Raw genomic sequence first — 22,565 nt, forward strand, 5'->3', positions numbered from 1 at the left:
CCTAGGCGCCGGAGCGGCTCTGCAGCCGATTCAAGCTATCGACACTAACATGCCGATTGTTCTCGATGCGGATCACGCCATCTGATCGCAGCCGGCTCAGCTGACGGCTGACAGTCTCGATCGTCAGGCCGAGGAAATCGGCGATGTCGGCGCGGGTCAAAGGCAGGTCGAAACGTGTCGACTGGGCGGTCGGATCAAGCGTGGGGTCGATGTTCTTGGCGATCATGAGAAGGAAGCTCGCCACCTTTTCCGAAGCACTCTTGCGGCCCAGCATCACCATCCAGTCGCGGGCATCATCGAGTTCGTTCAGCGTCTGCTTGAAGAGACGATGCTCCAGTCCCGGCGATTGCTTCATCATCCGTTCGATGACGGCCCTTGGAAACGAGCACAGGGAGACCGCGGTTGCGGCTTCGGCGTTGATCGCGCTTTCCACCTTGAAGGGCCGGCCCAGAAAATCGGGAGCAAATTGAAGCCCGACAATCTGCTGGCGTCCGTCCGAAAGGCTCTTCGTCAGCTTGACCACGCCGGAAAGCACATTCGCGTAACTGTCGATGGCCTCGGCATCACCGATCAATTCCACGCCCGCTTCAACGGTATGCTTCGATGAGGTCTTGGCGAGGCCCACCAGTTGGTCCGGATCGAGCGCGCCGCAAACGCCATGATGCCGCGCTTCGCATGACTGGCAAAGCACGGGAATGCCGGCGCTATGTACATCCTGACGCACTGTCATCGTGGTCGTCCGCGAACCCAAAGTACTGGCAGGATATAGTATCGGCCCGAGAAATCCGTTGCGGCAGTTTGTCCGCGGCGAGATATCATTGACCGAGATCAAGGCTGCCATTGTCCGATGTGAGCAGGATCGTGCAATACACATCGGAGCAGATATCGAGATGCGGCCAGAATTAATTGCCAGGCTTGGTGAAAACGTGCCGCGTTATACGAGCTACCCGACGGCGCCGCATTTTCATCCGGGCGTCGATGCCGCCGTTTGTCGCGACTGGCTGAAGGCGCTCAACAAGGGCGACGAGATCTCGCTCTATCTGCACATCCCTTATTGCGACAAGCTTTGCTGGTTCTGTGCGTGCCACACCAAGCAGACACGCCATTACGAACCGGTCACCAAATATCTGAGATCACTGCATGCGGAGATCGCCACCGTCTCAAGTCTCGCCGGAGGCAAGGGCCGGGTACGTGCCGTCCATTTCGGTGGCGGCTCACCGACGATGCTCAAACCACAGGACATGGTCGCGCTGGGAGCCGTTCTGCGCAACTGCTTCTCATTTCTTCCCGGCGCCAAGATCAGCGTCGAAATCGAACCCAACGATATGGACGAAGCCCGCCTCGACGCACTTGCCGAAATCGGCATGACGAGGGCGAGCCTCGGGGTCCAGGATTTCGATCCGAAGGTGCAGAAGGCCATCAATCGCGAACAGACCTTCTTGCAGACCAAGACAGTCGTCGACGGCGTTCGGTCACGCGGCGTCGAGTCGGTCAACCTGGACCTGCTTTACGGCTTGCCGCACCAGACCAGGGAGAGTGTCTTGTCCACTGTCATGCAGGCGCTGACGCTCGAACCCGATCGGATCGCCCTTTTTGGCTATGCCCATGTGCCATGGTTCAAGAAACATCAGACAATGATCGACGAGGCCTGGTTGCCAGGCCCGGAGGAGCGGTTCGCTCAATCGCAACTGGCAGCTCGCGCCATACTCGACCAGGGATACGAAGCAATCGGGCTCGACCATTTCGCCAAACCGGGCGATGCGCTGGCGCTTGCTGCGCACGCGGGGATGTTGCGTCGTAACTTTCAGGGCTACACCGAGGATCGCTGCGAAACCTTGATCGGCCTCGGCCCGTCATCCATCAGCCAATTCCGGCAAGGCTATGTACAGAACATGCCTTCGACCGCCGAGTATGGCCGCATGGTGGATGACGGTGGGTTGGCTGCGGTCCGCGGAATTGCTTTGTCCGACGACGACCGCGCTCGCGGGTGGATCATCGAGCGGCTGATGTGCGATTCCGGCTTTTCAGCGATCGACCTGGTCGAGCGCTTTGGCGAAGCTGGCCAAAGGCTTCTCGGCAGAGCGAGTTCCACCGCCCTTCTTGACCCTGCCCGGTTGCTTGAACTTGACGGTGACCGCTTCGTCGTGCCGTTGGAAAGCCGCCCCTTTGTCAGAAGCGTCGCGGCGAAGTTCGACAAGTATTTCGAAACCGGCAAGGCGAGGCATTCCGTGGCGGTCTGAACATCGGCTGCGGTCAGAAATGCTCGCCCAAATCGTATGGAAAGGCCTACATCCCGATCTGGACAGCGCAGATCGTCGACCGCGTCAGGAACCGCTTCTCCCTTCCGTTGTCCAGCGAGAACATGCCGCCTCGGCTTGGCACCACGTCGATAATGAGATCGTTATGCTTCCAGGCCTCGAATTGCGATGCGCCGATGTAGAACGGCGCATCACCGATATGGCCGAGCAAGACATCGCGATCGCCGACGATCAATTCGTCCAGCGGATAGCACATCGGCGAAGAGCCGTCGCAGCCGCCGCCGGATTGATGGAACAGCACTGGACCGTGCTCGGCAACGATCTCCGCGATCAGTTCAAGCGCTGCCGGCGTTGCCGTGACCTGGTATGCATTAGGTTTTCGATCCAGCTTGGGGCGCGGTCCCCTGCGGAGCCGCGCCCTTGAGCCGATCAGAAGAAGCCAAGCTTCTTCGGGCTGTAGCTGACCAGCATATTCTTCGTCTGCTGGTAGTGGTCGAGCATCATCTTGTGGGTCTCTCGGCCGATGCCGGACTGCTTATACCCGCCGAAGGCCGCATGCGCGGGATAGGCATGGTAGCAGTTGGTCCAGACGCGGCCAGCCTGGATCGCGCGGCCGAAGCGATAGGCACGGTTGGCGTCGCGTGTCCAGACACCGGCACCGAGGCCGTAGAGCGTATCGTTGGCTATGCTGAGCGCTTCGTCGTCGTCCTTGAAGGTCGTGACCGATACCACCGGCCCAAAAATCTCCTCCTGGAAGATGCGCATCTTGTTGTGACCCTTGAACACCGTAGGCTGGACGTAGTAGCCGCCGGCCAGATCGCCGGGCAGAAGACTGCGCGCTCCACCGGTCAGCAACTCGGCTCCTTCCTGGCGGCCGATATCGATATAGGACAGGATCTTTTCCATCTGCTCGGACGAAGCCTGGGCGCCGATCATCGTTGCCGGATCGAGCGGATCACCCTGCACGATCGCCTCGACGCGCTTGAGGGCGCGTTCCATGAACCTGTCGTAGATCGATTCCTGGATGAGCGCGCGGCTCGGGCAGGTGCACACCTCGCCCTGGTTCAGCGCGAACATGACGAAGCCTTCGACCGCCTTGTCGAAGAAATCGTCGTCTTCGGCGACGACATCCTTGAAGAAAATGTTGGGTGACTTGCCGCCGAGCTCGAGCGTCACCGGGATCAGGTTTTGGCTGGCATACTGCATGATCAGCCGGCCCGTCGTTGTCTCGCCGGTAAAGGCGATCTTGGCAATGCGCGGCGACGAAGCCAGCGGCTTGCCGGCCTCGAGGCCAAAGCCGTTGACGATGTTGAGCACACCCGGCGGCAAAAGATCGCCGATGAGATCGGCCCAGAGCAGGATGGCAGCCGGGGTCTGCTCGGCAGGTTTCAGGACGACGCAATTGCCGGCCGCCAACGCGGGAGCAAGTTTCCAGCATGCCATCAGCAACGGGAAGTTCCACGGGATGATCTGGCCGACCACGCCGAGCGGCTCATGGAAATGATAGGCGACAGTGTCGTCGTCGATCTGCGAAAGGCTGCCTTCCTGGCCACGCACCGCGCCGGCGAAATAGCGGAAATGGTCGATGGCCAAAGGCAGGTCGGCCGCGGTCGTTTCGCGGATCGGCTTGCCGTTGTCCCACGTTTCGGCGCATGCGAGGAGATCGAGGTTTTCCTCCATGCGATCGGCGATGCGGTTGAGGATAAGGGAGCGCTCGGCCACGCTGGTGCGCGCCCAGGCGTCCTTGGCGGCATGGGCGGCGTCCAGGGCCGCCTCGATGTCCTGGCCGTCCGAGCGCGCTACCTCGCATAGCAGCTGGCCATTCACCGGCGAGAAGTTCTCGAAATAGCGGCCAGAGCGGGGCTCGGCCCGTTTGCCACCGATGAAATTGCCATAGCGCTTGTCGAAGGGCGCCTTGACCGAGCGTGAGAATTCAACCTTGTTCATGCGTCTTCCTCCCAAAGCTGACGTCGCGGGATGCGACGCTTCGAAAGACACTTGCGATTTTCGGCGGTGCTTGTCACCGCGCCGGTCACGCTGGTCGGGTAGGATGTGTCGCAGAATTGCGACAGTTATGAGAGCTTGGGCGTCAGTGTGACCGGCGGACATCCAGACGGTTGAGCTTGCGGTGAAGCGTCGCCCGGCTGATCCCCAGCGCCTGAGCTGCGGCTGAGACGTTCCCGTCAGCGCGCGCGAGCGCACGCTGGAGGGCTCCACGCTCTGCCTCAGCGAGAACTTTAGGGCCGATCTCAGCCCAGCCGAGCAGATCGGCGGCAGGCATTGGTTTGTCGAAACACTGCTGTGTGATGCCAAGCGCCAGGCGGGCCGAACGGGTCGCGCCGACCACGAGATCGTCCGCGTCAACGGCGATCAGCGCGCCAGAGCCTTTGTTGGTCACCGGCGCCAGCAGAATTCGCGCCTTCGGGAATGCCATCTTGAAGTTCTCAATCTCGATCCGGTGCACCGCGTCGACCACAGCCATCGAGATGAGATTGACAAAGGCTTCGGTCAGATCAGCCCGGCAGGACGACACGTCAAGCACGGCTACAAGATTCCCCTCATGATCGTGGATCGGAGCGGTGGTGCAACTGAGCAGCGTATTGCGCGTATGGAAATGCTGGTCGCGGTGAATTGTCAGCGGGCGTCGCTCAACCAGACAGGTGCCGATCCCGTTGGTGCCCTGCCTTTCCTCATTCCAGACGGAGCCAGTCCACAAACCCCAGGAATAAAACGTCTCGTCGTCCACGAGCGCGCCGCGCCGTTCGACAGGCACGCCGTCGCGATCGGCGAGCAGGACACAGCATCCCACGCCGCCTACTGCGAGATAGAGACGGTCGAGACTCGCTTGGGCAGCGCAAATGAGAGGTTCGATTCGTTGCCGGGCCTGTCCCAGTTCGGCCTCCGTCAGATAATGTGGAGGCCTGCAATCGGCTGGTTCGAGTCGATGCAAATTGGAAGACCGTCGCCAGGAGGCAACCAGGGCGGATTTCGCCGCAGCGTCCGACGCAATCGCCGCCTGGATGCGGTCGGCATGATGACCGAATAGATCTTCTCCCATGCTTATCCTCCCAACTCTGATGTCTTTCCTCCCGGTCTGCGGTTCGATCAGGTCATAGTCAATTCGTCCAAAGAAGCAGAAAGGCAGATCTCTCCCTCCTGCTGATCGTCGGCCAAATCATGGCTGACCCGATCGTAAGAGCGTACCAACAGAATGCCCGTACAGTATTGATCGGGAGCAAACCTGAGCACCAACTGGTCAGAAATGCTCGCCCGCCTTGGACGGTCCGATGCGGTGCCGGCTGCGATGAGACAGGCGGTCGACCAGCCGATGAGCAAGAACCCGTTAACGCATTCGAGTGCCGCCAGGACACGCCACGCAAGGGCAGGCACTATGTCGCCGTAGCCAACAGTCGAGAAGGTGATGGTGGAAAAAGTACAATGCAGTTTCAAAGTCGGCGAAGATGTTGAGCATCCGGTACAACCCCGCCCAAAGCCAGATCTTTGCCGTCATGACGGCAAAGAGACCCATCACCACGCGTCATCGCGACGATGCGGCTGCGGCGCCCGTGCATGCGAAAACGGGACACAAGGCACCCCCCACCGGGTGTGTGACCTCGATGAGGCCAAAGATATGAATCAGTACCGTCAGGCTGATCACGATGGTACCGATAAGGAGATTGAGAGCCACAGGCGAGTCTCTACCATTCGAGCTCACGACCAGACGTCGTGCGAGATCAAATCTGTAACGGGCATGCAGTGTCGTTGCCCCTCCCGAAGCCGCCCTGACTGATGCTCTGGAATTGCCGCCCCTTTGTCTCGGCCCAAGTGAGGTGAAGAGCGTTGAGGCGCCAAAACCAAACTCAATGTTGAATTACCTCGGCCCAAAGCTTCTTGGCGAAGCCGCGCTCGTCGAGTGCCCAAGTATCACCCGTGACCACAGCTTTGCCGTCCTGGCATTTGTAGGAATAGACGGTATCGTGGCCGCTCGCCGCGGCCGGCACGAAGTCTTCATTCGGGTTCGCCTTGCAGAATTCGTCAGCGCCAGGATTGTCGCGTGAGGCGTTCATCTTGGTGCAGGGCAGATTGGCGCCCACGAAGCAGGCCAGCAGCTTGCCATTCATGCAGCGATAGTGAACCTGGGTTTCGAGTTCCGGTTCCTCCGGCACGATCTTGGCATCTGGAAACAGCTTTTTGAACGCCCTGACCGTGCCGGCGTAAAGCGCGTGCGAATAGGGGAGGACCTCGTCGTCGTTCTTCACTTGGCGGCAGAGCTTGTAGAGATCCTTCGCCGGCGCCGCCATAGCGCTGCCGGTGGCGATGGCGAGCAACGCTAATGCCGACAGCGTAAAGAACCCCAGAGTTGAAAAACGCAAAAGAGATGTAAGGCGCAAAGCAGACATTTTGATATCCTCAGGAGAACACGCAGGGTTTGGCGTCGGGGCCGCAGATCAGGCGCCTGGCGAACTGGATGACAGCGGCGCGCAGACGGATGGTCACCAGCCAGTAGCCGGCACCGTATCCAGCGGCCATCATCAGCGGTAGTGCCAGCGCGAAGGCACTAGCCGGACGGGGTGCTGTGGATGCGGGGCCGATATAGACCGCCATCGTGACGAAGGCGCCGACGACATAGAGCCAGATCGATCGGGACCCGACCAGCCGGCGCACGATCTCAATGCCGACGGCGAAGACCAACATCAGATACGTGATGCCCAAAGTGTCGAGCAGGGCATCCGTCAGGAAGGACTGGTGGCCGATCCAGGTGTTCGCCACAAACCCAGCACCTAATGAGAAGAGACGCATCAGCCCGGCGACAGGAAAGCCGACCGCGTAAGGCACCGTGAGCATGGCCAGGTAGAAGAAGGCGATCGTGGCGACTATGTCAAAGGCGATCTTGAGCAAGGTTTTCAGGGCCGGGCGCATCTCGCCATCCTTCTTTGCCGTCCGCCATCGGCGGTCAGCCTTGTCTCCCGCCCCTGTAGCCCCGATCGAATTCGTTTCGTCATTTAGGTAATCAGCTTATCGTCAATGCGTCAACAATTAATTGATTGCCTAATCGACTTGCTGTCGTGTAGCATTGTCGTATGTCCATCCAACTCATCTTTGAGGCGCTGTCCTCGCCGGTACGCCGCAAGATCCTTGCCTATGTTGCGCATCACGAACTAAGCGCGGGTGACATCGCCGGGCGCTTCGACATGTCGAAGCCGTCGATCTCGCAGCATTTGCAATTGCTTGAGCATGCCGGCCTGGTGTTGAGCGAAAAGCGCGGCAAGTTCGTCTATTACCGCCAGGCGCCTAACACGCTGGCCTCGACGTTAACCGGCTTTGTGCAGGAGATCTGCCCGGTAGGCCGGCCGATCCGCCGCGAGAGCAAGGCACTGGCCAGGAAGGCAAAGGCGCCCGGCGCCAAGGATCAGCAAGTCGCCAAAATCCCGGTGGCAAAGGCCTCAGCCGCGAAGAGCTTGGCTGCAAAGGCCAAGGCGACGGCATCCGCGCCGCCGAAACGCGCAAGGCCCAGAACCAACAAGGTCAAGGAAAGGACTGCCTGATTGCCGCTGTCAATCCTGAATAGGGCCGGCGCGGCTGTGAATGGGCGGGCAGCAGAAAGGAGAGAACCATGCTTATGACCAGATCGGTCATGCTGAAAAGGCAATCCAGCTCGGACAGCCATCGCCGCGCCGGGGCTAAGCGTTCGCTCGCGGTCCTTGTCGCACTGGCGTCGTTCCTGCCGGCAGCCGTCCAAGCCAAGATGCCGAACGACTTCCTCGGCAAATGGTCGACCGATCCGCTGCGCTGCGAGCAGGAGAACGGGGAAGTCGATGTGCTGGAGGTTCTGCCGTCGGGATTGACCTTTTATGAGGTCGGCTGCGAATTCGGCGAACCGCACGTTGACGGAAAAACGCTGCGCGTTGCCGCCCAATGCTACAAGGGCGGCAGCCCGATGAGCGCAGGCACGGTCGAGCTCTCGCGTTCGGAGCCCAACAGGATAAGCCTGTCCCTGCACGGCTTTTCCTGGTCGTCCGATGATCCGGAAACATTCCAGCGCTGCCGCGCGCGATGAGCCGGATGAAATTGCGCTTCGCCTGACCGCCCTTGCCCGGAGAACTGTGGAGAAGTAATCTCCAAGCCCAGATCCTCATCACAGAGGCGATCAAGGCGAGCGCATCGTCCGTCGCCGGCTTCAAGGAAAGCCAGCGAGGTTTCGGAACATCAAGGCACCGCGGCGAAGGATGATTTGAAGATCCGGCCGCGACATGTCCGCAATGGCACTCGGCCGCACTCTCAAGCTCTTCGGCGAGAGATTCTCGGGTCATGGCACCGTTTGGCCGTACTGAAGACGACAGGGCCAGCGACATCTTTCTGAGTCCTACAAACGGCTGGTGCCGAATACAGTCGCCTTGTGCTCGTCCATCATCCAATCGACTGGCTCTTTGACGGAGGCGCTGTGAACGATGCTTTGACCTCTCGTGCAATCCTGCACCTCTTCGGCCACAAGCACAGACACCGTGCCGTGATGGAGGCAGTATATCCGCCTTGGAGCGGGCGCGGTGAAGCCTTCGCGGCACGACCAGCCGTACGATCCTGGCTACAACCTCATCCGTCTCGAATGCGGCGTTTCGGCTGTCTTATCGGCGAGCACTTCCATGGTTGCGCCGGGTCGTTTCTGAAGAGCCAAGCTCGACAAAGATTGCACGCTCAAAACAAAAAGATCCGGGGCTTAGCTAGGCGCGTCCATAAAGCCGCTGGTTGAGATAAAGCAGCAGGCTACTGGAGACGCCCGCAATGACGACGAGCAGGAAAGTGAGCGCCATGATGAGGTCTATGTTGTGCAAGCCGATTGCGTTCATCAGGAGGAAACCGAGGCCGCGCTGTGAGGCGAACATCTCGCCGAGCAGCGTCCCGATCAGCGTCAGCGAAAAGCCAATCCGGATGCCGGCGAAGATCTCCGGCATGGCGGCCGGCAGGACGATGCGCGCGATCATGTCGGCAGGGTTCAGGCGCATGACGTGCCCGGTCTTGACGTAAACGCGCTTGACGTTTCGCACTGCATTGATCGTGAAGAGTGCGATAGGAATGACGCCGTGGATCGTGCCGAATGCGACCTTCGCCGACATGCCAAGCCCAAAGGCGAGCAGCAGGATCGGGTAGAGCGTGATCTTGGGGATCGAATAGACTGCGACGAGCATGGGCTCGAGAACCTCGGCGATGGCGCCGTTCAGGCCAAGCGTGAAACCGATCGCGAGGCCGATGACGACCGCCAACAGGAGCGCGAGGCCGAAGGCCTGGGCGGTCTCGGTAAGATGAACCCAGAACTGCCCGGTTGTGACGAGATGGGCCGTGAAGCCGAGCGTCTCGAGCGGCGAGCGCAGCGCGACCTCTCCCACGATCCAATAGAGGATCTGCCAGAAGACGAGCAGCGCGACAACGAGGGTGACGCCGTTGCGCAGGCCGTCGGGAATATGGAAGTCCTGTGCGGCTGACCGGGTCTCGGTCGACGCAACCGTATCGACCTTGCCGGAGACGACCGCGTTGAGAGGCAGTTTGCTGCTCATCGAAGCCCCCGCCGGTTCATGAGCTTCTTCTCCCAGCGGGCGAGAAGCGCGTTGATGGTGATCGAAACGATCAGGATCAGCAGAATGAGCGGATACATGATCGCATTGTCGAAGTTGTTGTAGGCGAAGCTGATCTCGTAGCCCATCCCCCCCGTCGACATGATGAATTCGGCGCCGATGATGCCGATCAGCGAATAGGCGACGGCGAGTTTGGCCCCCGTGAGGATATAAGGTGCTGCACAAGGCAGGGTGATGCGCCACGCGGTCTCGACCGCAGACATATGGCCCATCTTGGCGGTCTTGAGGAACACCCGCGGCACCCGGTCCAGGCCATTCAACGTATTCACGATGACAGCGACGACGCCCAGCATGGTTCCGATGAAGATCTGCGGTGCGTCACCAAGCCCGAAGAGGATAATCAGGAGCGGGTAGAAAGCAAAGACCGGGATCGCATAGTAGGTCGCGAAGACCAGGTCGAGTGTGTCGCGCACACGCTCGAACTGATGGATGACGATAGCACTCGCGACCCCGGTGACAACGGCAATGACGAAGGCGATTGCGGCGTTGCCCAACGTCTTGGCAATCGCGGCATTGAGCGCGCCCGAGGCCAACATCTTGACGAGATCGATGACGATGCGGTGCGGCGGCTGCATCGTGAGGTGGGGGATGACCCCAACAAAGCACAAGACTTCGAGCAGGCCGACGAAGCCGACGACGATACCGATCCGCCAGAATGTGGCGCTCTTCATGCCGCCCCCTCCATCTTGCCGATCGCCTTGAGCGATTCCTCGCGCAGCGAACGCCAGAGCCGGGCTGTAATTGTCCCGAAGCGCTCCTCCTGCACGATGCGGCTGTCGCGATCCTTCGGCCAGTCCGTTTTAACGATATCGATGAGCCGTCCGGGTCGGGCCGACATCACCCCGATGCGATCGGCAAGCATGGCGGCTTCATCGAGCGCATGGGTGATGAGGAAGACCGTCGCGCCGGTCTTGCGCCAGAGGTTCAGCACCTCATCGCCCATCAGGAGGCGGGTTTGCTGGTCGAGCGCGCCGAACGGTTCGTCAAGCAGAATGAGCCGCGGCTCCGTCACTAGCGTCCGGGCGATGCATACGCGTTGGCGCATACCTCCAGACAACTGGGCAGGATAGCTCTTGGCAAAGAATGTGAGCCCCATCATCGCGAGCGCCCGCGCGATCCGTTCTTCGCGCTCCTGATGCGAAATCTTCATGCGCCGCAGCCCGAAGGCAATATTGTCGGCGACCGTAAGCCAGGGGAAGGAGGCATCTTCCTGGAAGACGACGCCGACGCCATCCGGTATCTGGCCGGCGATCGGCCGGCCTTCGAAGGTGACTTCGCCGCGGGTCGCGGTCGAAAGTCCCGCGACGAGTTCCAGTAGGGTAGATTTGCCGCAGCCGGACGGCCCCACCACGGCGAAGAATTCGCCCTGCTTCAACTCAAGATCGATCGCGCCGAGTGCGTGAACGGTGTCACCCGGCCGTCCCGGCCGGGTGAACACCTTGTCTACGCCGCGCAGCGCGACCTGTGCGCTTTGCGAAATGGTCATTTCAATTCCTTGATATCGTCTGGCAGGAACTGGGTATCGATTATTGCCTTGAGGTCGACGTCGCCGCTCAGGGCGCCGATCATCTTCTGCACCTCGACGGACTTCTCTAGCCCGTCCAGGTGGATCTGCCCCGTGCCCCAATATTCGATGCCGTTGGTACGGCTGTCCACGAGGTTCTTGACCGCGCTGCGCGCTACTTCTGGCTCGAGATTATACACCTTGGCGATGATGTCGCCTGCCTCATCGGGATTCTGCGCCATGAACTCCACCGCGCGACGGCGGGCGCGGATCACCGCCTTGATGAAATCGCCCTTTTTCTCGGCCGCCGAGCCAGCAGCGGCACCGAGCACATTGGCGATGGGCGGCAGCAGATCGGAGGCCTTGGCGATAGGCCGATACTTGTCCTTGAACTTCGACCACAGCGGTTCTGGAATGGGCGCGACGTCGACAAGCCCGGTGTCCAGCGCCGCAACGCCTTCGCCGAAACCGCCAGTCTTCACGAGCTCGGCGTCTTCAGTCTTGAGGCCGCCAGCCTGCAAGACCAGCGCTGCCAAGCCTTGGCTGGTGGAGCGAGGGTTGGTAAAAGCGATCTTCTTGCCCTTCAGGTCCTTGACCGATTGGATCGGCGAATCCGGCTTCACTGCCCAGATGAATTCTGCAACTGTCAGCACGTTGTCGCTGATGATCTTGATATCGGCGCCCTGCTGGATCGCCGCGATGATGGCATTCGGATTGACTTCCGCATATGGCGCGTCGCCAGCGAGCATATTGCGCAGCGTCGTGCCGCCGCCGGCCGAGGAAAGGATGCCTGTAACGTCGGCGCCCTCTTCCTTGAAGAAGCCCTTCTCCATGGCCACGGCAAAAGGCATTCCGTTTGCCGAGACGCCGTAGTTGCTCACAACGATCTGTTCGGCTTGCGCCGTGCCCGCCAGCGCCAGGCTGGCCGCAGCGAGAACCGCTAGACGCGAGAATGCATTCGATACTTTCATAAGTTCCTCCCTTTTCAATTCTCCGGGCGTCGCTAAGCCCGTGACTCTCTTTGCCATGCCAAGGCCACTGCTTGCGCGGCATTCATACCCTCGGAAAGGCGACTCCAGTACGTCCTACCTCGCCCCGGGAGTTTCGATCGCCCGCCAGTGGTCGAGATTGACTGCCTGATCCAGGATCCCGCGCACGGCCACGCCGTTGGCGAGCGGCTGCAGTGTTTCCGTCCCCTCGGCATGGCGCCGCAGCGCGGAGACTGCCTGCTGCATGACCGCGACCACGCGAAAGATGATGCTTGCCGGAAAGGACACCTGCGTAAAGCCCATGGCGCCGAGTTCGGCGGGGCTTAGCCAGGGCGTATCGCCGCCCTCGAACATGGCAGCCGACAGATAGGCGCCCTTGAAGGCGGCACCAACCTTCCGGTAATCCGCTTCGGTGCGGAGCCCCGCGATGAAGATGCCGTCAGCTCCCACGGAAAGAAAGCGTTCCGCCCTGTGCATAGCCGCGTCGAGGCCGAGCGGGCCATAGGCGTCCGTGCGGCCAATGATAAAAGTCTCGGGATACCTCCGTGCACCGAGGGCGGTACGAAGCTTCGCCTCGATCACCGCTTCCTCGACCACCGCGGCCGCCTTGTCGGCACGCTGCTGCTTATGGTCACGACTCTGGTCTTCCAGGAGAAGTCCGCGAACGCCGATCGCTTCATAAGCGGCGATCGTACGCGCCACGCTCTTCACGTCGCCATAACCGTCATCGGCGTCGGCAAAGAAGGGCAGCGATGATGCAGCCGCGATATCGCGAATGCCCTCGACCATGTCGGTCAGCCCGATCAGTCCAATGTCGGGATAGGCATGGCGGGCGGCGAGCAACGCCGATCCGCCTATGGCGAAGGCCTTGAAGCCGGCCTGTTCGATCAGCCTGGCGGAGAGCGCGTCATGTGCTAGCGGCGTAACGAGCGGCGTCTCCTGTGCCAGCGCCTCACGGATGGTCGTACGCGTCATGTGTTCCATTCCCCTTCCACGGGCCGGTAGATCCAGCCGCGACCTGTCTTGCCGGCGGCATAATAAGCCTCGATCTCGGCGGCGTGGCGAAGCGTCGTGTCGATTTCATCGTCGCCACGCACCAACGCCTCAGCGCGCATCGCCGGCACCCGGAAAGCGTAGATGTGCCCGTCCGGCGCAGCGATCTCCGACATCGTCAGATCGACCGTGAACACTGGGTTGCTGGGACGGCTCTCGACCGTTGCGGCCAGCGCGGCGAATGTCTCTGCGTCGATCAAGCCGGCAAGCAGGCCATTGCGAAAACTGTTCTCGTAGAAGATGTCGGCGAAGCTCGGCGCCAGCACGCAACGGATGCCGAACTGCTGCAATGCCCAGACGGCCGCCTCGCGTGAGCTTCCACAGCCGAAGTTCTCGTCCGCCAGGAGAATGCTTGCAGCGCGGAACGGCGGCCGGTTGAGCACGAAATCCGGCCGTTCGCGGCCGGCCTCATCATAGCGATGGCCGCCGAAGAGGCCTTTGCCGAGGTCGGCCATCGCGGACCGCAGATAGGCCGACGGGATAATCGCGTCCGTGTTGACGTTGCTCAGCGGCATCACTGCCACCACGCCATTGACACTGGCGAAGGGCTCTCTCATGCATTCCCCTTACGGACATCGGTGATGTGACCAGCGAGCGCCGCAGCGGCGACCATGGCGGGGCTCGCAAGATGGGTGCGACTGCGCGGCCCCTGCCGGTTCTCGAAATTGCGGTTACTGGTCGCCATGCAGCGCAGGCCCGGACCGACCACATCCTCATTAATGCTTACGCACATGGAACAACCCGCATCGCGCCACTCGAAGCCCGCTTCACGGAAGATGTGGTGCAGGCCCTTGTCTTCGGCTGCGCGTTTCACCGACATGGAGCCCGGCACGACGAGCGCGCGAACATTCGGAGCGACTTTCCGCCCGCGCACGACGGCCGCCGCCGCTTCGAGATCCGCAAGACGTGAGTTCGTGCAGGAGCCTATGAAGGCGATGTCGATCGGGATACCCTCGAGTGAACTGCCAGGCTCGATCCCCATGTAGCGAATTGCGGCAGCAGCGAGTTCGCGGCGCTTCACATCGGCAAAGGAGGCGGGGTAGGGGACATGCCCGTCGATGCCCGTGACGTCTTGCGGCGTCGTTCCCCAGGTAACCTGTGGAACGATCTTGTCGCAATCGATGGTGACGTCGCGATCGAAGACGGCGTCCGCCTCTGTCCGCAGCGTTCGCCAATAGGCCAGCGCGAGCTCGAAATCCGCCTCGGCGGGTGCGAATTCGCGGCCACGGACATAGTCGAAGGTCGTTTCGTCAGGGGCTATGAGGCCGAGGCGCGCACCGAACTCGATCGACATGTTGCAGAGTGTCAGCCGCGACTCTGCGGAGAGCGCCCGCACCGCCGGCCCCGCGTATTCGACCGCCGCCCCGCGACCTGCGGCGATGCCGTATTCGCCGATGGTGCGCAGGATCATGTCCTTGGCGGTTACGCCCGGCCCGAGCGTACCCTCGTAGGAGACACGCATGGTCTCCGGCCGCGCGAGCGCAAGCGTCTGCGTCGCGAGCACATGCTCGACCTCGCTGGTGCCGACACCGATGCCAAGCGCGCCGATCCCTCCGACGGTGGAGGTGTGGCTGTCGCCGCAGGCCAGCACGCTGCCCGGCAGTGCAACTCCCAGTTCCGGCGCAATCACGTGCACGATGCCTTGGCGCGGATCGCCGACGCCGAAGTGGCGGATGTGGTGCCGATACGCATTCGTCCGCATCAGGGAAAGGAGCTCGCGGCCTTCCGGATTGGTGTTCTCGGTACGACCCGGCGCCGTGGAGATGATGTGGTCCTGGGTTGCAAGGGTAAGCTCCGGATGACGCACTTGCCGTCCGGTTTTTTCCAAACCCGCGAAAGCGGCGGCGCACGTCGTCTCCTGCAGCACGTGCCGGTCGACGAAGATGAGGTCGCGCCCGTCATCCAACTGCCGAACGAGATGGGCGGTCCAGATCTTCTCGAAGACGGTCTTCGGCCCAGTGGAGGAGGCCGAAGCTCGCGCCGAAGACGTTGCAACGGCTGCTAAGCCATCTGCTTGCGTCGGCGGCGCGTGAACTGGCATGACTTTTCCTCCCACATGAGTCGTGAAACCCGCGACTTCTGGCTTTTGGCTCCGCCCGGTGTTCGCGCAATAATGCGTCCGTTAGAGTAGATTTCTGCTGACGGTAACCTCCTCCGGCCCTAGGGTACACCCACAATTTACTCTTTTGCCATCAGGAAAAGGCATAGCACATGTCGCGCCGACTTCCTCCCTTGAATGCCTTGCGCGCCTTTGAGGCGACGGCGCGCAACGGCAGCCTGACACGCGCCGCCCAGGAACTCTCAGTGACCCAGGGTGCGGTCAGCCGCCATCTGCACCAGCTTGAGAACTGGCTCGGCACAACCTTGTGCCTACGGCTCAGGCGCGGAGTAGAGACGACGTCCGAGGGGGCGGCTCTGGCTGCTGTGCTGCGCGTCGCCTTCGACCAGATCGAGGCGCAGACGCGGCGCATTCAGGAAAAACCGGAAGGCAACAGATTGCGCATCAAGCTGCCCCCGACCTTCGCCATCCGCTGGTTCGTGCCGCGGCTCGCCCGTTTTCACGCACTCAATCGGGATGTGGACGTGCAGATCACTACTTCGCACCAGCAGGTCGATTTCGATCGCGAGGAGATAGACGTCTGCATCCATTCCGGCTCGGAGCCTCCACCGGGCCTCTATTGCAGGCGATTGTTCGGGGAGATCGTGCTGCCGGTCTGCAGCCCTGGCCTGATTGGCAGCTCATCGCCTCTCGTCGAGCCGAAGGATCTGGTCCGTTACGTCCTGCTCTGTTCGATGCACAGACCGGATGACTGGCCTGCCTGGCTTCATGCCGCTGGCGTGACGACGGTCGACGGCAATAGCGGCCTCAAATTCGAGAATTCGGCGCTCGCCTACCAGGCGGCTACCGATGAACTCGGCATCGTGATGGCGCAGCGCGCCTTCGTCGAGGACGATCTGCGCACGGGACGCCTGATCGCACCCTTCGGTTTGAGAGTGCCGACGCAGGGCGCTTACTATCTGGTGTATCCGCGCGCGACGCGGCGGACGCTCCTGATCCGCACTTTCGAAAACTGGATTGTGCAGCAGGCGACCGAGTTGGAAGAGGCCGCCGATGGAGCTCGTTGAAGTCGGTGACTTGCTTGAGGTTGGGTGGCGCCGGTCGCAGGGGTTTTGAAATGTGTGGCGCGACCCGATCAATCGCACCGTTTGCCCGTGGCTGTCGGTCCCGGATTTGTGCTGGCTCGAACATTTCCAAAGCCGCTCGCGTAGCCGACCGGACTTGCATCTATTTGCCGGCAACATAGTCGAGCATCGCTTTCGGTGGAACCTCATTAGGGGCCAGTGGCCGGCCGGGGTAGCGCATTAGGCAAAGTTGGATGGCAAAGCCGAGTTGATTGGGTTCACGGCGCCGTAGCTGGTTTTCCAGCAAATCGGCCGGGCGAAAGAGAATAGTGGCGGATCATGCCAGCCGTCGCGACTCGCTGATCGGGCGCATGAATCTGGGCCAGAAGCTCACCGACGATGCTGTGACGATGTTCATCAAACTGATGAGTCGGCTGTTCTCGCAAGCTAATAACCGCAAGAAGCAGCGGCACGTTGGCGGATGGCCTCATGCCTGCTGCAATCGATGCACGCACCCCATGTAGTCGTCAGCCGAGGTGAACTGCCAGTCTATTTTCCGGCTCTTCCGGTCGCCGACGCCGATAGGCTGTGATCTCTATCTCGACTTTCAGTTCGGGCTTTCCCAAAGGCATACACAGTGTCGTGTTTGCTGGATGGATACCGCGGAACTTTTCGGCCACAAGCCGGTTGACGATCTCCTTGTCCTGACGATCGGGCACAAAGACGTGTACGACGACGACATCCTTCGGAGAGGTCCCGACCGAAGCAAGCGCGCCTTCTATATTGAAGAACGCATGCTCGGCACTTCACTCTTGGGCCGTTGCGGGGTTCCCCATCGGCCGAGACGTGGGGCTCGGCCGCAGGAGACGGCATTCCCCTTGCGCATCCGCCGAGGTTTGATCTGCGTCGGGTCGAAAACCGCTTTGCGCGAACTATGCGCGGAGTATCTTGTCCATCACTTTGCCCTTGGCGAGCTCATCGACCATTTTGTCTAAATATCGGATCTCCCGCATTGTGGGTTCTTCGATAGTTTCGATCCGGACTCCGCAAACGACGCCGGTTATCATGGACCTCGATGGATTCATTTTGGGCGCTTGTGCGAAGAAGTCCTCATAGGTCGTCTTTTTCTCAATTTGGCCATTGAGCGCTTTTTGCGAGTAACCTGTCAGCCAACGAATTACCTCGTCGACGTCAGCCTTTGTGCGGCCGTTCTTCTCCGCCTTGGCGACGAGAAGGGGATACACCTTGGCGAAGCTCATCGAATAGATGCGGTGTTTCGTCATTCATCGCCCTCTTGGTGCCAAGTGGTATTTTAGATCATCCCGACGAGGCGCAGGAAACGATAAGTTCACGGCGTGTCGTAGCAGCCTGTTCTTCGGGCGCAAGGTGCCCGCAATCCTTAATAGTGGCGCAGCGGATGCTGCGAATGCCAACGCTACGAAAAGCCGTCGATATAACGATTGATGTCGCCAGGCTCATCCGCGCCGCGAATGTAAAGCAGCGGTGTTTCGACAAAATCTTGAGCTTCTCCCCCCGCCCTGTTCTGGGCAGCTGCGGTGAGAATGCGCGACTACCAATCAAATCCGACGCGAAGGGCATCTGGTCTTGCATAGGCCGCGCATAAAGCGTGGTCAGGGGCAGGTCCCGCCATCGACGTAGATAAGCCCGACATCGGCTGGAGTGGCACGCGCCGTCAAGTGGAGCGTGGATGAGCTGCTCGATGCCGACAGCCGACCTCTCGCTTGCGGCCCCTAATTTCACCTTGACGGAAGAATCGCTCAGTTTTCAGACCCGGACGGAAGTCGCATCATTCTTGCGGAGCCACCCTCGAGGCTTTTCAAAAGATAACAAGCCCGAAGCGCGCCCTCTCATCAGAACGATAACCATTGCGGTGTTCGGACGTTGTGGCCCACTGGCGGGAGAGGTGCTCTCATCGGACCGATCGGGCAAAGCGGAGTTGCTCCGGCTAGAGGAACTGCCCTATGATCCGGTGCGGGGATGGCCGACGGGAATCGGCGGCTGGTTTGTCCGGGCCGGCATGAACCGCTGCAATGCCCGGCTGAACAGCTACGCTTTCGATCAATTGCAGTTGGTTCCGGAAGATCGGGTCGTGGAAGTCGGATTCGGCGGTGGGACGGTACTGCCCCGGCTTCTCCGGGACGCAGTATTCGTCTGCTCCTTGCAGAAATAGATGATTGCTCCAAGAATTTGTCCTTCCGCACCCAAGGCCCATGCCGTCTTGTCATCACCCAACGCGTCCGGGATCGCGCCGTCAGTGGTAACGAGCTTCTCGTTCAGACAGCCAGCATAGGCGTCATCGCCCTCGGAAGTGACGCGCGCCAGCTGAGTATTCACCGCGATCGTGGCAGCACCCAGCCTGGCGGCATCGTCCTGGTACTCGGAATGGAAAGCGTCGGTAGGATGAACGCTCACGTTATCGCGCGCCAGGTCGGGGTATGCCGCCAGCGCGGCCGGATTGCACGTTTCGGAAATCGCCTCAACGATGGACTGTTCGACGCCGGTTTTTGCGGGGGTGATTGTCGAATAAAGCTTGATTTTGAAGGCATCGTAGACGGGCAGGAAGGCCGGGCCGTGCTTCACAAAGTTCTTCTCGATACAGCCGGCCAGCTTTCCGTTCTGGAGCCGCGCGCTGCGCAAAACCTCTGTAGAGAATGCGATCTGAAGATCGGTATCCTGCCTGCGGTAGTTGACAAAGAAGTCGTAGAGGGATGTCGCCCGTGCCGGCGCAAGCGACATGCCAACCGACAGCATGGCAACTATCAGTCGCGCGGCCAATGTACCAGAAGAACAAGGTGGTGCTACTGCTGGCACTTTCTTAGATCCTCACTGACGCTCGGCAGAAGGTTGACCACGGTCGAGTAGTTCCGGCGCGGATCGGACTTCAGGTAAGCGCCTTCAACCGCAGTCAACCGCTGTTCAAGAATAGGACCTGCGCAAGCACAATAAGGCGCCGTCTCGGGTTGGTTTGCAGGTAGGGCCTTCGTACACATCTCGGCTACGCCCAGTTTATCATTTGGAATTCCGCTTGTCGGGTCTGCGAGGAATTCCTCGGCATTTGCAAAAAAGGTTTGCATGTCGGGGTCTTTACAGGAAATGTCGGTGACGAGTTGTCCATCGGCCTCGGCGCGATCCTGAGCGGCCGCGTCTCGGACCATGTCGTTCATGAACTGCCCGGGGTTATTGAGGGCTTTTCCAAGCCACTGCCCCTCCTGCAACAGGAACTCTGCATTGTTGTTCTGAGCATCTTCGCTGGTCCCGAATACGCCCGATCCCAGTCCTCGCTGAAGCACTGCTCGCAATAATTTTTCCGTGAGGGTTCCCGGGCAGGCCTGATTGATCGGCCTGACCATCCCCACGATAGCGGCGAAGGCGTCCGCCTGATCGTTTCTGAGCGCTAAGAAATCGTGATCAAAAATCGCCCCCACAAGCTGCCGATTCTTCAACTCGGGGGAGTGGAAGATCGAAGCCACATTCTGGCCATGGCTGGCTGGTGATGTCCCGGCGACCGCGGCACTGCCCGTCGTATGGGCCGCAAACCATCCGTCGAGGCCGCGCATGTAAGCCTGCCACATGGGAGATGTCATGACGTCGGAATGGCCGGATTGGAGCTCCGCGACGGCGCTCGATATGGTCCCGATCTCGCCGATGTCCGTGGCTTGGGTCACGACGCTCGCCAGCCCGGCCACGACTTGCGGAATTACGCCGTCTATCTCCTGCGAGGCAGATTGCATGGCGGTCTTGTAGGAAGCGAATTCTGAAAATCTCCCGAGCTCGTTTTCGGTCTTGCTCTTCCACTGTTGCAGGTGGCTGAGCGAGAATATGTCCGCCCCGACGTACTCGACATGGGTGCGGCCGAGCGCGATTATCTCCGTCAAATCCGCATTGACGATCCCGATAGCGACGGTCTCAGCCGAAGCGACTTCTGCGGCTTGGTCCGCACTTCTCAGGGCGTCGATCATATCCGCAATGACGCTCAACCTGTCGAGCGGTCTTGGACTGCCTTGCTTTGCCGGTGGCTCCGCATGCACGGCGACGATTGCGATCTCCGCCTCGCGGTCGATCAGGGGCTTGAGCACGGCTTGGCGAACCTGCATCAGCACCGGCTCCAATTGCATCTCGAGCGGCGAGACATATGCCCGCAATTTCATGAAGCCATCGGCCGTCGCACTGAAATTTGCCCCAGCCTGGGCCACCTGTTTGACGCGGTTCTCCACGGTGGAGATGATCGCCAATTCGCCATCTTCGTCACCTAGATGGTTCAAGTACGGAAGTATTATTTTCACCAGCGCGGGGCTGTCGTCGAAATAGAGCGGATGAGCCAGGCACTCGCGCGCAAGCTCCGTCCATCTGAACCAGATTTCCTGGTCTCCTTTCTGTCGCGTATCCAGTGTGGTCAGCGGACGCCCCAGGAACTTCCTGGTCATCGAATCGTGGAATGCGCTGGCGATCAGCAGCTTCATGGGGGGGTCTGTCGTAATGTTCTTGGTCAGGTCGAGTTTAGGCGCGCCAGTTTGAATCTGATGCGACCACGCCAACATGCTCACGCAGAACGGAAGGCCTTGCGCCGGTACATATGCCGGATCGGCTTTAGCGTGCGAGATCGCCTGCAGGACCGCCTCAGGAAACTTCTTTCTCTGCAAACGCACCTCACAGGATGGCGCAAGATGCATCGCCAGCGTGGATCCGCCATCCTCAAGTTCCACGTTCGCGGATTTGGGAAGCGTGACGAAATCATTGTTGCGGATGATGCTCATTTCGGAGAGATCGATGGTGCCGATGGTCAGGTCGTATTTTGCTGCGTATCGCACGATCGTCTGCTGATCTCCCCGCGACATCACATAGGCGGAATTCGCCTTATCGATCGACCCAAGGACAACGAAGTCATACGTCGTATTCTTCGGCGCGCACGGCGCAGTGCCTTCCCAAATCTCCCGATCCGTAGGCTCGACAGCAACTCCGTCCTCGATCGATAGCGTGTCCGCGTTCGTAAGGGCGGGACCGGGACCAGAGGAAAGAGCACTGCCCACTAGTTCGCGCAATTGCGCCTGACGCTCAGGAGGGAAATTGGGCGCGATAAGTTGTAGGAGAGTGATGTCGCTAACAGCAATGGGATGCCCGCCGATTTCTTTCAAGGTTGTCTGCCACCAATCGTCCATTACCTTGGAATATCTTTGCTGCTGATCTGCGGTAAGGAATTGAAAATACGATCTTAACCTTATGTCGTAATTCTGGAAAAATCGGAGATCACGAATGTCCCTTGGCAATTTTTGAATCAATTGAACAAGCACGTCGGCGTTCTGAACGTAAATATCGTTTTGGCTCGGAAGCTTCAGAACCTGCTTGCGAGCGTCCCCCGCCAGTCTTGCAGCAGGTGTCGTAGACGCAGATGCCGCTGTGCTGCCTGGAACTGCCTGCGCGGTGGCACCCAGTTGGGACAGTTCGAAAATCCGCTCCCTGTACAAAGTGGAAACGCATGTCGGAGCGGTGCATTTGTTTCTCTGCTTGATCCAACGTTTCTGAGCAGCCACGAGTTCCGGTGCCTTCCGGCCGTCAATCGCTTGAAAAGCCGCGTACAGTTTCTCGTCCAGATCGGAGAGCAATGCATCAGCACAGATCATGCGCTCGACGGAAAGTCTCGCACGAGAACAATCAAAGCTTGCTCCTGCAGCCTTTTGTGGCGCATCCAAAAGGAGAGCGGCGGCTGCGACGCAGAGCGTCATAAAAATTCGCATAGCCGCCCTCCGGAAAAGTGTCGTTCCAGCACAACCACTGCCGCAACCGCCATGCCGCAGATCGGGATCGGTTGCCTGCAGAAGGATGCTCCCGCCCAAACCTCCGCGCCACCTGATACCCAGAATCCCGCAGTATCGACGTACAAATCCGATTATAGGCAAGGCAGGATAGCCTCGGTCATCTCACGTATCGACACAAGTACGCCTTTCGGAGAGCGACTCTGTCCGACGAGCGAGGCAAGCTCCCTTGTCTTGGT

At 60.2% G+C, this 22,565-nt stretch carries 19 protein-coding genes and 3 pseudogenes; 4 read left to right on the forward strand and 18 right to left on the reverse strand.

What is annotated here, in order from left to right; genetic code table 11:
• Window position 1 precedes the first annotated feature (1 nt).
• Window positions 2-730, reverse strand: coding sequence for a Crp/Fnr family transcriptional regulator (locus FJ946_RS20205; RefSeq protein ID WP_140522791.1), 729 nt, complete (start codon window positions 728-730; stop codon window positions 2-4).
• 160 nt (window positions 731-890) lie between these two features.
• Here FJ946_RS20205 and hemN point away from each other — a divergent pair, with 160 nt between their 5' ends.
• Window positions 891-2,240 (forward strand): oxygen-independent coproporphyrinogen III oxidase, encoded by a 1,350-nt coding sequence (gene hemN, locus FJ946_RS20210; RefSeq protein ID WP_140522789.1) that lies wholly within the window; start codon window positions 891-893, stop codon window positions 2,238-2,240.
• A gap of 46 nt (window positions 2,241-2,286) precedes the next feature.
• Here the strand turns inward: hemN and FJ946_RS20215 are convergent, their stop codons facing one another.
• The 6 genes and pseudogenes from FJ946_RS20215 to FJ946_RS20240 all read right to left on the reverse strand — a co-directional run bounded on the left by FJ946_RS20215 (window position 2,287) and on the right by FJ946_RS20240 (window position 7,178).
• Window positions 2,287-2,646, reverse strand: coding sequence for a DUF779 domain-containing protein (locus FJ946_RS20215; protein ID WP_140732257.1), 360 nt, complete (start codon window positions 2,644-2,646; stop codon window positions 2,287-2,289).
• A gap of 41 nt (window positions 2,647-2,687) precedes the next feature.
• Window positions 2,688-4,205: an aldehyde dehydrogenase gene (gene adh, locus FJ946_RS20220; RefSeq protein WP_140522785.1), complete on the reverse strand. Its 1,518-nt coding sequence runs from the start codon at window positions 4,203-4,205 to the stop codon at window positions 2,688-2,690.
• Between the two features lie 142 nt (window positions 4,206-4,347).
• The gene (locus FJ946_RS20225; RefSeq protein ID WP_140522783.1) at window positions 4,348-5,316 is read right to left on the reverse strand and encodes a GAF domain-containing protein; all 969 of its coding nucleotides are present in this window, start codon (window positions 5,314-5,316) and stop codon (window positions 4,348-4,350) included.
• A 198-nt stretch (window positions 5,317-5,514) separates the two neighbouring features.
• Window positions 5,515-5,946: pseudogene (locus FJ946_RS31250) on the reverse strand (ion channel).
• A 172-nt stretch (window positions 5,947-6,118) separates the two neighbouring features.
• Window positions 6,119-6,658 carry a hypothetical protein gene (locus FJ946_RS20235; protein ID WP_140522781.1) on the reverse strand — a complete coding sequence of 180 codons (540 nt, stop codon included), beginning with the start codon at window positions 6,656-6,658 and terminating at the stop codon, window positions 6,119-6,121.
• Window positions 6,659-6,668: 10 nt separating this feature from the next.
• On the reverse strand, window positions 6,669-7,178 hold the full coding sequence (locus FJ946_RS20240) for a hypothetical protein (protein WP_140522779.1): 510 nt from the start codon (window positions 7,176-7,178) through the stop codon (window positions 6,669-6,671).
• A gap of 161 nt (window positions 7,179-7,339) precedes the next feature.
• Between FJ946_RS20240 and FJ946_RS31565 the strand changes: the two genes are divergently transcribed.
• Complete coding sequence (locus FJ946_RS31565) at window positions 7,340-7,804, forward strand: metalloregulator ArsR/SmtB family transcription factor (protein ID WP_210239480.1); 465 nt, start codon at window positions 7,340-7,342, stop codon at window positions 7,802-7,804.
• 68 nt (window positions 7,805-7,872) lie between these two features.
• Window positions 7,873-8,316, forward strand: a complete 444-nt coding sequence (locus FJ946_RS20250) for a hypothetical protein (protein ID WP_140522777.1) — start codon at window positions 7,873-7,875, stop codon at window positions 8,314-8,316.
• Window positions 8,317-8,977: 661 nt separating this feature from the next.
• Here FJ946_RS20250 and FJ946_RS20255 read toward each other — a convergent pair.
• The 7 genes and pseudogenes from FJ946_RS20255 to leuC all read right to left on the reverse strand — a co-directional run.
• Window positions 8,978-9,808, reverse strand: coding sequence for an ABC transporter permease (locus FJ946_RS20255; protein WP_140522775.1), 831 nt, complete (start codon window positions 9,806-9,808; stop codon window positions 8,978-8,980).
• The gene (locus FJ946_RS20260) at window positions 9,805-10,557 is read right to left on the reverse strand and encodes an ABC transporter permease subunit (RefSeq protein ID WP_140522773.1); all 753 of its coding nucleotides are present in this window, start codon (window positions 10,555-10,557) and stop codon (window positions 9,805-9,807) included. The genes FJ946_RS20255 and FJ946_RS20260 overlap by 4 nt, the downstream gene beginning before the upstream one ends.
• Window positions 10,554-11,324, reverse strand: coding sequence for an ABC transporter ATP-binding protein (locus FJ946_RS20265; RefSeq protein WP_281405704.1), 771 nt, complete (start codon window positions 11,322-11,324; stop codon window positions 10,554-10,556). The genes FJ946_RS20260 and FJ946_RS20265 overlap by 4 nt, the downstream gene beginning before the upstream one ends.
• 44 nt (window positions 11,325-11,368) lie before the next feature.
• Window positions 11,369-12,361, reverse strand: coding sequence for an ABC transporter substrate-binding protein (locus FJ946_RS20270; protein WP_181167710.1), 993 nt, complete (start codon window positions 12,359-12,361; stop codon window positions 11,369-11,371).
• Between the two features lie 114 nt (window positions 12,362-12,475).
• Window positions 12,476-13,354, reverse strand: a complete 879-nt coding sequence (locus FJ946_RS20275; RefSeq protein WP_181165395.1) for an isocitrate lyase/PEP mutase family protein — start codon at window positions 13,352-13,354, stop codon at window positions 12,476-12,478.
• Window positions 13,351-13,989, reverse strand: a complete 639-nt coding sequence (gene leuD / locus FJ946_RS20280) for a 3-isopropylmalate dehydratase small subunit (protein ID WP_140522766.1) — start codon at window positions 13,987-13,989, stop codon at window positions 13,351-13,353. The genes FJ946_RS20275 and leuD overlap by 4 nt, the downstream gene beginning before the upstream one ends.
• Window positions 13,986-15,392, reverse strand: a pseudogene (gene leuC / locus FJ946_RS20285) (3-isopropylmalate dehydratase large subunit); the annotation flags it as partial. The pseudogene leuC and the gene leuD, both read right to left, overlap by 4 nt.
• 251 nt (window positions 15,393-15,643) lie before the next feature.
• On the opposite strand from leuC, the gene gcvA reads away from it, so the two are divergent.
• Window positions 15,644-16,558, forward strand: coding sequence for a transcriptional regulator GcvA (gcvA, locus tag FJ946_RS20290; RefSeq protein WP_140522762.1), 915 nt, complete (start codon window positions 15,644-15,646; stop codon window positions 16,556-16,558).
• Window positions 16,559-16,727: 169 nt separating this feature from the next.
• On the opposite strand, the pseudogene FJ946_RS20295 reads toward gcvA, so the two are convergent.
• From FJ946_RS20295 to FJ946_RS20325, 4 genes and pseudogenes are all read right to left on the reverse strand, one after another.
• A pseudogene (locus FJ946_RS20295) lies at window positions 16,728-16,896 on the reverse strand (DUF4158 domain-containing protein); the annotation flags it as partial.
• A 591-nt stretch (window positions 16,897-17,487) separates the two neighbouring features.
• Window positions 17,488-17,838: a DUF2200 domain-containing protein gene (locus FJ946_RS20310; protein ID WP_140522758.1), complete on the reverse strand. Its 351-nt coding sequence runs from the start codon at window positions 17,836-17,838 to the stop codon at window positions 17,488-17,490.
• A 796-nt stretch (window positions 17,839-18,634) separates the two neighbouring features.
• Complete coding sequence (locus tag FJ946_RS20320) at window positions 18,635-19,327, reverse strand: hypothetical protein (protein WP_140522756.1); 693 nt, start codon at window positions 19,325-19,327, stop codon at window positions 18,635-18,637.
• 47 nt (window positions 19,328-19,374) lie between these two features.
• Complete coding sequence (locus FJ946_RS20325; protein ID WP_140565795.1) at window positions 19,375-22,308, reverse strand: lysozyme inhibitor LprI family protein; 2,934 nt, start codon at window positions 22,306-22,308, stop codon at window positions 19,375-19,377.
• Between the last annotated feature and the right edge of the window lie 257 nt (window positions 22,309-22,565).

The sequence above is a fragment of the Mesorhizobium sp. B2-4-7 genome (assembly GCF_006442685.1).
Classification (GTDB): Bacteria; Pseudomonadota; Alphaproteobacteria; order Rhizobiales; family Rhizobiaceae; genus Mesorhizobium.